9 protein-coding genes and 1 pseudogene are annotated in these 12,903 nt (G+C 61.8%); 9 read left to right on the top strand and 1 reads right to left on the bottom strand.

Annotation, left to right across the window (positions count from 1 at the left end):
- Positions 1–258: 258 nt before the first annotated feature.
- The 5 genes and pseudogenes from LNV08_RS11125 to LNV08_RS11105 form a co-directional block, all read left to right on the top strand.
- Positions 259–936 (top strand): annotated as a pseudogene (locus LNV08_RS11125) (methyl-accepting chemotaxis protein); the annotation flags it as partial.
- A 307-nt stretch (positions 937–1,243) separates the two neighbouring features.
- The gene (locus tag LNV08_RS11120) at positions 1,244–1,792 is read left to right on the top strand and encodes a chemotaxis protein CheW (RefSeq protein ID WP_263533770.1); all 549 of its coding nucleotides are present in this window, start codon (positions 1,244–1,246) and stop codon (positions 1,790–1,792) included.
- Positions 1,793–1,821: 29 nt separating this feature from the next.
- The gene (locus LNV08_RS11115) at positions 1,822–2,634 is read left to right on the top strand and encodes a CheR family methyltransferase (RefSeq protein WP_263533769.1); all 813 of its coding nucleotides are present in this window, start codon (positions 1,822–1,824) and stop codon (positions 2,632–2,634) included.
- On the top strand, positions 2,627–3,244 hold the full coding sequence (locus LNV08_RS11110) for a chemotaxis protein CheD (RefSeq protein WP_263533768.1): 618 nt from the start codon (positions 2,627–2,629) through the stop codon (positions 3,242–3,244). The genes LNV08_RS11115 and LNV08_RS11110 overlap by 8 nt, the downstream gene beginning before the upstream one ends.
- The gene (locus tag LNV08_RS11105; RefSeq protein ID WP_263533767.1) at positions 3,241–4,413 is read left to right on the top strand and encodes a protein-glutamate methylesterase/protein-glutamine glutaminase; all 1,173 of its coding nucleotides are present in this window, start codon (positions 3,241–3,243) and stop codon (positions 4,411–4,413) included. The genes LNV08_RS11110 and LNV08_RS11105 overlap by 4 nt, the downstream gene beginning before the upstream one ends.
- 11 nt (positions 4,414–4,424) lie before the next feature.
- Here the strand turns inward: LNV08_RS11105 and LNV08_RS11100 are convergent, their stop codons facing one another.
- Positions 4,425–4,790 (bottom strand): response regulator transcription factor, encoded by a 366-nt coding sequence (locus LNV08_RS11100; RefSeq protein WP_263533766.1) that lies wholly within the window; start codon positions 4,788–4,790, stop codon positions 4,425–4,427.
- A gap of 233 nt (positions 4,791–5,023) precedes the next feature.
- Here LNV08_RS11100 and LNV08_RS11095 point away from each other — a divergent pair, with 233 nt between their 5' ends.
- From LNV08_RS11095 to pilB, 4 genes are all read left to right on the top strand, one after another.
- Positions 5,024–5,899, top strand: a complete 876-nt coding sequence (locus tag LNV08_RS11095; protein WP_263533765.1) for a phosphate/phosphite/phosphonate ABC transporter substrate-binding protein — start codon at positions 5,024–5,026, stop codon at positions 5,897–5,899.
- Positions 5,900–5,930: 31 nt separating this feature from the next.
- A complete protein-coding gene (locus LNV08_RS11090; protein ID WP_263533764.1) occupies positions 5,931–8,240 on the top strand; it encodes an ATP-binding protein in 2,310 nt (769 codons plus the stop codon).
- Positions 8,240–11,020 (top strand): CHASE domain-containing protein, encoded by a 2,781-nt coding sequence (locus LNV08_RS11085; RefSeq protein ID WP_263533763.1) that lies wholly within the window; start codon positions 8,240–8,242, stop codon positions 11,018–11,020. The genes LNV08_RS11090 and LNV08_RS11085 overlap by 1 nt, the downstream gene beginning before the upstream one ends.
- 138 nt (positions 11,021–11,158) lie before the next feature.
- Positions 11,159–12,880, top strand: a complete 1,722-nt coding sequence (gene pilB, locus LNV08_RS11080) for a type IV-A pilus assembly ATPase PilB (protein ID WP_263533762.1) — start codon at positions 11,159–11,161, stop codon at positions 12,878–12,880.
- Positions 12,881–12,903 lie beyond the last annotated feature (23 nt).

The following is a 12,903-nucleotide window of genomic DNA, read 5'->3' as shown; positions in this document are numbered from 1 at the left end:
TTCGGCTTGACCGCCAACCCGATCAATGACAGCGCAGGCGTGCGCCTGGGCACGGTGGTGGAGTGGAAAGACCGCACGCTGGAAGTTGCGGTGGAAAACGAGATCGGTGGCATGGTCGACGGCGCCACCCATGGCGACTTCGCGCAGCGTGTACCGCTCGAAGGCAAGGAGCCCTTCTTCCGCATGCTGGGCGAGAAGTTCAACACCCTGGTCGATACCGTCAGCAGCACCATCCGCGAGGTACGCACTGCGGCCGATCAACTGAGCGGCGCCTCGGATCAGGTGTCACAAACCTCGCAGAGCCTGTCGCACTCGGCCTCGCAGCAAGCCGCCAGCGTCGAAGAGACCACGGCGCAGCTGCATGAGATGGCTGCGTCGGTGAAACAGAACTCCGACAGCGCCAACCTGACCGACGGCATGGCTACGCAGGCGGCCAAAGAGGCGATACAAGGCGGGCAAGCCGTCAATCAAACGGTCGAGGCGATGAAGCAAATCGCCACCAAGATTTCCATCATCGATGACATCGCCTATCAAACCAATCTGCTGGCCCTGAATGCGGCGATTGAAGCGGCCAGAGCGGGTGAACATGGCAAGGGCTTTGCTGTGGTGGCGGCCGAGGTGCGCAAGCTGGCCGAGCGCAGCCAGGTGGCCGCACAGGAAATCGGCACGCTGGCGGGAAACAGCGTGCAAATGGCCGAGCAGGCCGGCACGCTGCTCAGCAATATGGTGCCCTCGATCCAGAAGACCTCGGAGCTGGTGCAGGAGATTTCGGCTGCGTCCAGCGAGCAAGCCGAGGGCGTGGCGCAGATCAATGCGGCGATGAACCATCTGTCGGCCACCACGCAGCAAACCGCCTCGGCCTCCGAGCAACTGTCGGCCACGGCCGAGCAGCTGTCGGCGCAAGCGGCGCAGTTGCAAGACCAGATGGCCTTTTTCAAGCTGGCCGATGACAGGGCCGCGCGCCATACCGACAACAGCGCCGACAAGTTCACTCCCCATCACAGTGCCCCAGGCAAGGCCGGCATGGCGGCGCCCAAGCGCCCTCAATCGGTTGCGCAAAAGTTGCAGCAATACAAAGCGCCAAGCGGCAGCTCAAATGGCAGCTCACAAGGCAACACACAGGGCGCCTCACCCAGCCCGGCCCCAGCCGCCAGCAGCCAGGGCAGACCGAGCAAGCCCGTCAAGCCCGGCGGGGGCGAAGTGGATGAATCGTTTTTCAAACGTTTTTGATTGAGGACTCAGCATGAGCAGATCCACACGCGAAGCCCCGGCCGACCGCCTGCGCGGCGCTATCGCCGAACAAGCCGCTGCCGGCCCCATGTGCCAGATGCTGCGCTTGGCCGTCGGGCATGAAACCCTGGTGGTGCCGATTGAGGCGGTGCGCGAAATCCTCGAAGTGGGGCGCATGACGCCGCTGCCGCAGACCCCCGACTTTGTGCGCGGGGTGATGAATCTGCGCGGCGCGGTGGTGCCGGTGATCGACCTCAGTGCGCGCTTTGGCTTTGGCCCCACCGTGATAGGCCGCCGCTCCGCCATCATCGTGGTGGAGGCTAAGGGCGATGACGACTTCGACCGCTTGATTGCCGGCGTGCTGGTGGACGCGGTGTTCGAGGTTCTGGACGTGGACTCCAAACGGATCGAGCCTGTGCCCAGCTTGGGCGTGGGCGTGGCGGGCGAGTTTCTGGCCGGCATGGTCAATGTGGCGAGTGGTTACGCGGCGCTGCTCAATCTAGATCAAGTCTTGTCGCCGGTGGCCCTTTCGGCCTTGATCGCCGATGCGCAGCTGGCCTGAACAAGCCTAAACAGTCCCTCGCAGCCATCATGTCCCAACTCACCGTCGAATCCTTCAACGCCATCACGGCGCTGTTCCACCGTATCTCCGGCATCAAGTTGGTCGAAAGCAAGCATGCCTTGGTGCAAAGCCGCTTGCAAAAACTCAGCACCGACTCGGGCGAAGACGACATCAATGTCTTCGTTCAAAAAATGGTGCGTGGGCAGATGCCCGAGGCCATGCTGGTCAGCGTGGTGGACAAGCTGACCACCAACGAGACCTATTTCTTCCGTGAGCCGCAGCATTTTGAAGACCTGGCCAAGCGGGCCGAGGCGCACCGTGACGGCTCGGAGTTTTTGGTCTGGAGCGGCGCCTCGTCCTCGGGCGAAGAGGCCTACAGCATCGCCATGACCTTGGCCGACAAGTTTGGCCTGAACAAGGGCAGCCGGCCCTGGTCCATCCGCGGCACCGACCTTTCCACCAGCGTGGTGGAGAGTGCACGCCAGGGCCTCTACCCGATGGAGCGCGCGCGCAATGTGCCGCAGGATTTTTTGAAGCGCTTTTGCCTGCAAGGCTTCGGTCCCTATGAAGGGCAAATTTTGATTCAGCGCGAACTGCGCGCCAGGGTGCAGTTCCAATGCGCCAACCTGATGCAAACGCTGCCGGCCTTGCCCATGTTTGACGTGATTTTTTTACGCAATGTCTTGATCTATTTCGACGGACCCGCCAAAACCGCCATCGTCACCCGGGTGATCGAACGACTCAAGCCCGGTGGCGTGCTATACCCTGGACATGCGGAGTCACTCGCGGCGCTGAACCTTCCTCTCAAGGCTATAGCACCGGCAATCTATCAACATGCATAAGCACAAGCCAACCCCTTCAGCGGCAGGGAACACACCTCTCGGGCAGCATGCGCCGCCCGTGCGTCCCGCCGCTGCGGTGAAAGCTCCGCTTTCAGCGTTTTCAACCCTCAACGCGATCCCGCAAATCATCAACCTAATGCCGGGGCAATGGCATTTTGGTCAAGGCGCCACGCTCAAGACCCTGCTGGGTTCCTGTGTTGCGATCACGCTGTGGCATCCGCTCAAGCGCTACGGCGGCATGTGCCATTTCCTCTTGCCCAGCCGGGCCAGCCGAGGCCAAGGCCCTTTGGATGGCCGCTATGGAGACGAGGCGGTGGAGCTATTGCTGCAGAGCATCGCCCGCACCGGCACCAAGCCGAGTGACTACATCGCCCATCTTTACGGCGGGGCCGACACCATGCCCGACGGCATGAACGTCAAGTTCAATGTCGGCGAGCGCAATATCGAGCAAGGCTGGGCCTTGATCGACAACAACGGCTTTCAGCTCAAGGATGTCGATGTCGGCGACAACGTGCCGCGCACCGTCGTGATTGATCTGGCCAGCGGCCGGGTCGAGGTCAAACGCAGCCAAGCGCCAGGCGCGCCGGGTACCCTGGGCGCCCGCAAATGAGTGCACCCAACCAAGCGCCCTTGCGCGTCGCCATCATTGACGACTCGGCCGTGGTGCGCAAGCACCTCAGCGGCTTGTTGGAGGCCGCCGGCATCCGGGTCAGCATCACCGCCAGCGACCCCTTGTTCGCCTGGCCCAAATTAGAGGCCGATTGGCCCGACGTGCTGGTGCTGGACGTCGAGATGCCGCGCATGGACGGCATTACGTTTTTGAAGCGCGTGATGAGCGAACACCCGATGCCGGTGGTGATGTGCTCGACGCTGACCGAGGCCGGCTGCGAAACCACCATGCAGGCCTTGGCGGCCGGCGCGGTCGGCTTTGTCACCAAACCCAAGATTGGCTTGCGCGACTTTCTGGAAGACCCGGGCAATGGCCTGGTGGGCGCGGTGCGGGCAGCGGCGCGCGCCAATGTGCGCGCCTTGCCCAGCCAGATGGCCGGTCAAATAGCCGCTCAAATGGCCGGTCAAATCGCCGGCCAGGGCTCAGGCCTGCAAACCCAGCAAATGAGTGCGGGCCGCGCGAGTCGGCCCTCCCCCATCATGGCCATCAGCGCCATGGCCATGGCCGAAACCACCGACCGCGTGATTGCCTTCGGCAGCTCCACCGGCGGGGTACAGACCATTGAATCTGTGCTCAAGCAACTGCCCCGCACCTGCCCAGGCATCGTGCTGGTGCAACATATGCCGGAGAAATTCACCCATTCTTTTGCGGCCCGGCTCAACACCGTGACCGACCTGGAAGTGATGGAAGCCAAGGACGGCGACCGCGTCATCAATGGCCGCGTGCTGGTCGCCCCGGGCGGGCGGCATATGCAGCTCAAGCGCAGCGGCGCCCAATATGTGGTGGAAGTGCGCGATGGGCCGCTGGTCAACCACCACAAGCCTTCGGTCGACATCTTGTTCAAATCGGTCGCACATTGCGCCGGGCGCAATGCCATCGGGGCGATCTTCACCGGCATGGGCGACGACGGCGCACGCGGCCTGTTGGAGATGCGCAAAGCCGGCGCCATGACCTTGGCGCAAGATGAAGCCAGCTGTGTGGTCTACGGCATGCCCAAGGCAGCCGCCGAGCTCGGCGCTGCACAGCATGTGGTGGCCTTGAGCGATATGGCCGCGGCTCTGCTCAAATTAAGCGGTATGGCGCCGGGAGCTGTTAGCTTTGGCTCATGAGGCTGCGCCGCTCAGGCCAGCACCTTGTCGATGACCTTCATCAGCTCCATCGGGCTGAAAGGCTTGATCAGGTACTCGTCCGCACCGGCGCTCAAGCCGGCTTGACGGTCGCTTTCTTGCCCGCGTGCGGTCAACAAAATGACCTTGGAGGCACGCATCACCGGGTCGGCCTTGACCTTCTCGCAGACCTGCAGGCCGTTGAGCCCGCCGGGCATCATCACATCCAGCAAGATCAAGTCAGGCAAGAAGCTGCCGGCCTTGGCCAGTCCGATATCGCCGTTAGGCGCTTCATCGATCTCGTAATCGTCAAACTCCAAGGTCACACGAATCAGCTCGCGGATTTCGTCTTGGTCTTCAACGATCAAAATCTTCTTCATAGACGCGTCCTGAGCCGAATAGTCATTGCCTCGAATAATGCCTGAAATTTACGGTTACAGGGCCACCAAATCGGCCTGACATCGGTCAAACTGCACCCGAAAGACAAGCTCTTTTCGCCCGGCTAAAGTTTGCACCGAGTGAGGCCGAAAGCCATGGGTATACCTGGAGCGTGCCGCGCATGGCTGCGCAGCTTGCGCGCCTTCTCAAAAGAATCCGACCGGAGCCAAGTCGCATGAAGACCAACCCTGTTTTTTCCGCCGCCAAGCGCTTGGCAATGAAGCTGGCAATCGGCTTGGCCCTGCCCTTGTGCGGCTTGACAGCGCAGGCCGCCGAAGAGCAGGCCTACCGCTTCTCGCCGGTCAATCAAGCCAGCATCGCCTTGTCGGCAGACTACTGGAACCCCATCGTCGCCTATGTGTCGGAAAAGAGCGGCGTCAAGCTGGTGCTCAAAATCGGCCGCACTTCGGCCGACACCACCGCCTATGTGCTGGCCCAAGAGGTGGAGTTTGTATTCAGCAACCATCTGTTCAGCCCGGAACGCGACAAGCTCGGCTGGAAGGTCTTCGGGCGCCGCTTGACGCCGCCCATCCACGGCCAGCTGATCGTGCCGGCCGAGTCCACCATCACCGACCTGACCCAGCTCGGCGGCAAAGACGTGGTCTACCCCGGCCCCGAGGCATTTGTGTCCTACAAAGTGCCTTACGCCCAGCTCTTGAACCAAAAAGTCGATGCCAAGGTTGTGTTTGCCGGCAATACCGACAGCGCCTTGGCCCAGCTCTTCAGCGGCCGGGTCGCAGCAGCCGGCGTCAACTCTCAGCTGGCCGAGAACTACGCCCGCCGCGAGGGCAAGAAGTTTCGGGTGCTGTGGAGCTCGGAGCCTTTGCACGACCTGGCTTTGATGGCTGCGGCCAAGGTGCCGGAAAAAGACGTTCAGGCCGTGGCCAAGGCCTTCGCCGGCATGCACAAAGACCCCAAAGGCCAGGCCATTTTGCAAGAAGTCTCCAAGCATATTGGTCTGACCCAAGAGGCCTACTTCATCAACTCCGATGGCAGCGAGTACGCGCCTTATCGCAAGTTCTACCAAACGGCCCCGGCGCAGTTGCGCTAGGCAAGGCATCCTCCAGGCTTGATCCTCCGCCATGCTGCTCAGCCGTTTGCTACCGTCCAGTTTGATCGGGCGGGTGTTCCTGCTTTATTTGATCTCGATGCTGATCTTCATGGGCGGGGCGATGGGCTGGTATGCCTCCCGCAGCTATAGCAACAGCATCAACAGCGCACAAGATTCGGCCGATACCCTGATCAGCCTGCTCGGGCCCGTGGTCAGCGATTCGGCCGTGATCGGAGACTACGAGACGATTGAGCGAGCTCTGGAGCGCAGCGCCAAACATGCCGACATCGGCGCCGCGCTCTTCATCGACCTGAAGGGCGGGCGCATCGAGCGGCGCGCCCATGCGACGCCTCGCTCGCGGGCTCCGCTCTGGTTGGAGCATGACATCGACGAGCAACTCGGTGACCTCAACCTCACCATCGCTGCGGGTGGCAAGGACTATGGCGTGCTGCGCCTGCACTTCAACAGCGAGCAGATCGCCAGCGATTTTTGGCAGCAGACGATCTTCGCCCTGAGCTTGGCGGGCCTGAGCCTGCTGGCCAGCCTGGGCCTGGTCTGGTGGCCCCTGAAACACTGGTTAGGGAATTTGGGCCAAATTCAGGCCTTTGGTGAGCAGATGCAGGTGGCGGGCGGGGTCCTGAGCCCGATGCTGTCGGAGGATGCGCCGCTGGAGTTCCGCAAAACCTTTGAGGTGCTGAATCAAGCGGCGCACTCCTTGCAGTTGGAGCGTGAGCGGGCGGCCGTCACCTTGGCGGCCATCGGCGACGGCATCGCCACCACCGACGCAGCGGGGCTGATCATGCTGGCCAACCCGGTCTTGGCCGAGATGCTGGGGCGCACGCAAGCGGCTCTATTGGGGCAATTGATTCAAAGCTTGGTGCCCGAGTTGCCTGCCGAGCTGCCACGCGATTCGGGCACAGCCAAGAGCTGGACTGTGCGCGTGCGCCCCGCCCACGCGCAAGCCATTGCTCCAACCAAGACACAGGCCATGGGCCGCTTCAAGGTGCTGGATCTGAGCGTGTCTTTGATCAGCGGTGCAGACGGCCAGGTGGCCGGCTATGTGCTGGCATTCCGGGACATCACCGAGCAACAAGCGCTCGAGGACCGCCTGCAGAGCGAGTTGAGCGAGCGAGCCAGTGCTTTGCAGACCTTGCGCAGCATGTTGCAGGCGCCCGCCAGCGGCACGCAGAGCAGCAGCAGCAGCGACGACATCAGCGCCGTCCTGCAGTTGGTGCAGACCCTGCTGGCCAGCCTGCGCGAGCGGGGCGAGCAACTCGCGACCATTTTTGCGCTCAGCCCGGACGGCTTTGTGTCCTTCGATGCCGATCGGGTGACGCGTTACATCAGCCCCGCTTTCGCACGTTTGGCCGGGCTCGCAGCCGGAACCGGGCTGGGCCTGCACGAAGATGAGCTGATGCAGCAAATGACGGCCAACTGCCCGCCAAGCGCGCTGCGACTGGAGTTTTCTCAGCTGCGCCAGGGCAAGCAGCGCATCGAACTGGAGCGGCCGACCCGTCGGGTGCTGGAGTTGAGCCTGCATGAAGGCAGGCCGGGGGAAAACCAGGTCGAGGGGCAAGAAAAAAACGTCTCTCAGCTGCTGCACCTGAGCGATGTCACCCATCAGGTCGAAGTTGAACAGATGAAGAGCGAGTTCTTGTCCACCGCCGCGCATGAGTTGCGCACGCCGATGGCCAGCATCTACGGCTTCACCGAACTGTTGATGACGCGCGAGGTGTCGCCCGAGAAGCAAAAGCTGATGCTCGCGCGCATTTACCGTCAATGCGAAGCGATGATCGCCATCCTCAATGAGTTGCTCGATCTGGCCCGCATCGAAGCGCGCCGAGGCAAGGACTTCGAACTTGAGCGCTGCGAGCTCAACAGCTTGGTGGATGAGGTGGTGCAGGACTACCCGCCGCCGGCCGAGCGCAACGCGCCGCTGCTGAATTTCGCTTTGCCACAGGTCCAGGTCCATGTGGACCGCAAGAAGCTGCAGCAGGTGCTGCGCAATTTGCTCTCCAACGCCTACAAATACTCACCCGATGGCGGCGAAGTCAGGGTGCAGGTGTTTGCCGACCCGGCCGAAGACAGCAGGTGCGTCTGCATCGAAGTGCAGGATCAAGGCATAGGCATGACGCCGGAGGAGCTGTCGCATGTCAGCGAGCGCTTCTACCGCGCCGATAAGTCCGGCACCGTACTCGGCACCGGGCTGGGCATGAGCATCGTCAAAGAAATCATTGACCTGCTTGGCGGCCAGATGAGCTTGAGCAGCGAACCCGGCCAAGGCACCACGGTGCGCCTGAGCTTGCCAAGGCTGGATGCCTCGCTCACAGAGGGCACGTGATGCGCCAGGGCTTGCAGTGGCTTCATAGCAGGGCCTACCCGCTGCGCGTCTTGCTGGAAGTGGCCGGCTTGTTCTTGCTGGCCTATGTGCTGCAGCGACTCTGGCTCAGGTCAGCCCTGGAGGAGCAGCGTTGGGAGCTGGGCGTTTGGGCGGAGCTGCTGCTCTACACATTGCCGGTTTGCGCCTTGATGGTATGGCGCGGCATTCGGCTGGCCAGGCAAAGCATGACGGAGCGGGTAGGCCGACGCCTGCGCCCGCTGATTTTGAATTGCTGCGCCGTCTTCGCGCTGGGCCTGACGCTGAGCGCAGGCCTGGTGCATTACCAGATTGAAAGCGTCAAAAGCACCGCGCAAGCACGCTTCGATCACCTGGTGGAGCTGCTGGCCGGTGATGTCAAGCTGCGCTTTGATCTGCCCGCCAAGGGCTTGCGTGGGCTGGCCGCCCTGTTCGAGGCTCGGCTGCAGTTTTATGAAGATGAATTCAGGCGTTATGTGGTGGCCCGCAATATGCTGCGGGACTTCCCAGGTGTGCGCGGCTTCGGCTTCATCGAGCGAGTCGAGCGGGACGAGTTGGAGAACTTCTTGCAGCGTGAACAAACACGCACACATGAGCTCAAGCTCTCAACGTCCGGTGACGCCGCCGATCTCTTCATCGTCAAATACATCGAACCGCTGGAGAACAACTTGCCCGCGCTGGGCTTCGATCTTGGCGCCGAGCCGGTGCGCCGCGCCGCCGCCGAGCGCGCGCTGCGCAGCGGGCAAGCTACGTTGACACCTTTTCTCAAGCCCATCCCCAACCCGCAAAGCAGCATCCGATCCTCGGACTTTTTGTTTCTTTTGCCCTTGCATCACATCGGAGCCGACCTGAGCACCGAGCCGCAGCGCCTAGCTGCCAGCGCCGGCCTGCTCTATGCGCCGATCAAGCTGAGCGAACTGCTCGCCGATATCGGCCACAACACGCAAGGCCTGCTGAGCTTCAAGTTGTTCGAAGGCAGCAACACAGTGCCTGCGGCCTTGCTGTTTGAACTTGACGGCGAGCGACCCCGGGAAGCACCAGGCCCGGCCTCGGGCGCCGACCAGCAAGAGCATATGTTCCAAGTCTCGCAGACCATTTTCGTTGGCGGGCAGCCGCTGACCTTGCTGCTGACCAGCACCCATCAATTTGACGCCTTGGTGATCGAAGGCAAGCCTTTTTGGGCCGGCGTGGGCGGGGTCGCCCTGAGCATGATGAGCGTGATGGTGCTGTGGTTGTTTGGTATCGGCCGCGCCCGCGCCTTGTTCATCGCCGACGAAATGACGGCCGGTTTTCGCCAGGCCAACACCGAGGCCGAAGCCGCGCTGCGCGAACACCAGTTTTTGCTCGACACCCTCAAGCACCACTCGCTGGTCTCCAGCGCCGACGCCAAGGGCTTGTTCACCTATGCCAATGACGAGTTTTGCCTGGTCAGCGGATACCGCAGAGATGAGTTGCTGGGTGAGCGCTTCGATATGGTGGCCACCCTGCCGGAGTCACTGGCGACCTTGAACGAAGCACGCGGGCAGATCTTTCGGGGCAAGCTCTGGTCGGGCGAGCTGGGTCATTTGAATAAACAAGGGCAGGCCTACTGGGTCAAAACCACCATCGCACCATTTCTCGACGCCAGCGGTCAAGTTGAACGCTTTGTGGCCATCCATACCGACATCAGCCGGCAAAAACAGGCCGAAACCGAGATGCGCCTGCGCAGCGAGCAACTGGCCGCCATCTTTGCGCTCAGCCCGGACGGCTTTGTGTCCTTCGATGCGCAGCACATGGTGCGCTACATCAGCCCGGCCTTCAACACGCTGACCGGCCTGAGCAGCGCCGCCGTGCTGGGCCTGGGCGCCGACGCTTTGCTGGCCTTGCTGGCGCAGCAAGGGGCTGAGACTGCCGCCAGCGTGAGCATGGCCCAGCTCCATGAGGCCAGCCATTTGATCGAACTCGAACGGCCCACGCACAGGGTGCTGGAGCTGACCTTGCGCCAAGGCCAAAGCATCGAGATCGCACAGGTCTTGCAGCTGCGCGACGTCAGCCACCAGGTCGAGGTCGACAGAATGAAAAGCGAGTTCCTGCATACCGCTGCGCATGAGTTGCGCACGCCGATGGCGAGCATTTACGGCTTCAGCGAGCTGCTGATTTCGCGCGATATGGCGCCTGAGCGGCAAAAGCAGTTCCTGAAGAAGATCTACAGCCAAAGCCAGGTGATGGTGGCCATCATCAATGACTTGCTCGACCTGGCGCGTATGGAGGCGCGCGGCGACAAGGACCTCAACTTGCAGCGAGTCGAACTCGGTGCGGTGCTGGCACAGGCGGTGGAACAGTTCGAAGTGCCCGAGGGCCGGGCCGCGGTGGAGCTCGACCTGGCTGCGGCTCCCTGCTTCGTCAAGATCGACGCCAACAGCGTGCTGCATGTGTTGCGCAACCTGCTCTCGAACGCTTACAAATATTCTCCCGCCGGTGGCGCGGTGCAGTTGCGCATGCTGGGCTCCACGGCCACACAGGTTTGCATCGAGGTGCAGGATCACGGCATCGGCATGAGCGCCGAGCAGCTCTCGCACATCACCGAGCGCTTTTACCGCGCCGACAAATCCGGCACGGTCTTGGGCGCCGGGCTGGGCATGAGCATCGTCAAAGACATCCTCGACTTGCAAGGCGGAGAACTGAAAATCACCAGCGAGCCGGGGCTAGGCAGCACGGTGCGCGTGTTGCTGCCGATCAGTCAGGCCGAGCTCAGCCCGCCTCAATCGACGCTCCAACCGGGCTAAACCCTTGTTGTTCTGGCGTCCATGACTCAAGATGTGCTGGCCTAATCGTGAGCTTAGACACACTCGACATGCTGCGCGCCGCTGCCTGGCGGTTTACAGTGTGAAATGCAAACATTTTTAGACTGAAGCCCCCTTCCCATGGATGCCACCTTGGCCGAACCGCCCCAGTCAGCCCTCTCGGGCGTGGCACGCATGTTGGTACATGCGGGCAAGCTGGCGCCCAAGGTGGCCGAGGACTTGGCCCGCCAAGCACGCGAGAAAAAGATCAGCTTCGTCAACTCGGTGATCGCGGCCGGCGTGGTGTCATCCAGCGACTTGGCGCACACACTGTCGACGGCGCTGGCCTTGCCGCTGCTCGATCTGAATGCGATGGATGCGCAGCGCATGCCGCACAACATCATCGACAGCAAGCTGGCCTTGCAATATCAGGTGGTGGTGCTGGGCCGGCGCGGCAGCCGGCTCTTCATCGGCGGCGCAGACCCGACCGATCAGGAAGTGGTGGAGCGCATCAAGTTTGCCACCCAGTTAGCACCAGAATGGATCATTGTCGAGCATGACAAGCTGGCCAAGATGCTGGCCGGCTCGAGCAGCACTGCGAGCGAGACGCTGGAGTCCATGGCCGGCGGCGACTTTGATTTCGACATCGATGAGGGCGAAGCCAGTCCAGCGCCAGAGGCCGCCGAACTCGGCGATGTGGAAGATGCGCCGGTCGTGCGCTTTCTGCAGAAGATGCTGGTCGACGCGATCAATATGCGCGCCTCGGACTTGCACTTCGAGCCCTACGAGTATCACTACCGTGTGCGCTTTCGGGTCGACGGCGAGCTGCGCGAAATTACCCAGCCGCCTATCGCCATCAAGGACAAGCTGGCCTCGCGCATCAAGGTGCTTTCAAGGCTGGACATTGCCGAACGCCGGGTGCCGCAAGACGGCCGAATGAAGCTGAAGTTCGGCGCCAAGTCGATCGACTTCCGCATCAGCACGCTGCCGACGCTGTTCGGCGAGAAAATCGTGATCCGGATTTTGGACCCTTCATCTGCAAAGTTAGGTATTGAAGCGCTGGGCTACGAGAAGATCGAGAAGGAGCGCTTGCTCGCCTGCATCTCGCGCCCCTACGGCATGGTGTTGGTGACGGGACCTACCGGCTCCGGCAAAACGGTGTCGCTATACACCTGCTTGAACATCCTCAATCAACCGGGCGTCAATATCTCGACCGTCGAAGACCCGGCCGAAATCAACTTGCCCGGCATCAACCAGGTCAATGTCAACGACAAGGCGGGTTTGAGCTTTTCGGCCGCGCTGAAGTCATTTCTGCGCCAGGACCCGGACATCATCATGGTGGGCGAGATTCGGGACCTGGAGACCGCCGACATTGCCATCAAGGCCGCACAAACCGGTCATATGGTGATGTCGACTCTGCACACCAATGACGCACCAAAGACGCTGACCCGGCTCTTGAATATGGGCGTGGCACCTTTCAATATCGCCTCCAGCGTGCTGCTGATTACTGCGCAACGTCTGGTGCGCCGGCTCTGTGAAAACTGCAAGGCGCCGGCCGAATATCCGCGTGAGGCTTTGCTGCGGGCGGGCTTTCTGGAAGAAGAACTGGACGGCAGTTGGAAGCAATACCGTGCGGTCGGTTGTTCAAGTTGTAACAGCGGTTACCGGGGACGGGTGGGACTTTACCAAGTGATGCCAATTTCTGAGCCGATTCAGCGCATCATCCTGGCCGAAGGCTCGGCCATGGATATCGCGGTGCAGGCCCGGTCCGAGGGCGTGCGCGACCTGCGCCAGTTCGGCTTGGTCAAGGTCAAGCTGGGCGTGACCACGCTGGAAGAGGTCTTGGCGGCCACCAATGAATAAATTGAATCCGGGAGTGGATGGAT

It is taken from the genome of Paucibacter sp. TC2R-5 (genome assembly GCF_025717605.1).
GTDB lineage: Bacteria > Pseudomonadota > Gammaproteobacteria > Burkholderiales > Burkholderiaceae_C > Paucibacter_A > Paucibacter_A albus.
This window is presented reverse-complemented; position numbering and strand designations above follow the sequence as displayed.

What these genes read in the sequence shown, in the direction of transcription:
- LNV08_RS11120 (WP_263533770.1), top strand. Translation starts at nt 1,244, where the DNA reads ATGAGCAGATCCACACGCGAAGCCCCGGCCGACCGCCTGCGCGGCGCT.
- LNV08_RS11115 (WP_263533769.1), top strand. Translation starts at nt 1,822, where the DNA reads ATGTCCCAACTCACCGTCGAATCCTTCAACGCCATCACGGCGCTGTTC.
- LNV08_RS11110 (WP_263533768.1), top strand. Translation starts at nt 2,627, where the DNA reads ATGCATAAGCACAAGCCAACCCCTTCAGCGGCAGGGAACACACCTCTC.
- LNV08_RS11105 (WP_263533767.1), top strand. Translation starts at nt 3,241, where the DNA reads ATGAGTGCACCCAACCAAGCGCCCTTGCGCGTCGCCATCATTGACGAC.
- LNV08_RS11100 (WP_263533766.1), bottom strand. Translation starts at nt 4,790, where the DNA reads ATGAAGAAGATTTTGATCGTTGAAGACCAAGACGAAATCCGCGAGCTG.
- LNV08_RS11095 (WP_263533765.1), top strand. Translation starts at nt 5,024, where the DNA reads ATGAAGACCAACCCTGTTTTTTCCGCCGCCAAGCGCTTGGCAATGAAG.
- LNV08_RS11090 (WP_263533764.1), top strand. Translation starts at nt 5,931, where the DNA reads ATGCTGCTCAGCCGTTTGCTACCGTCCAGTTTGATCGGGCGGGTGTTC.
- LNV08_RS11085 (WP_263533763.1), top strand. Translation starts at nt 8,240, where the DNA reads ATGCGCCAGGGCTTGCAGTGGCTTCATAGCAGGGCCTACCCGCTGCGC.
- pilB (WP_263533762.1), top strand. Translation starts at nt 11,159, where the DNA reads ATGGATGCCACCTTGGCCGAACCGCCCCAGTCAGCCCTCTCGGGCGTG.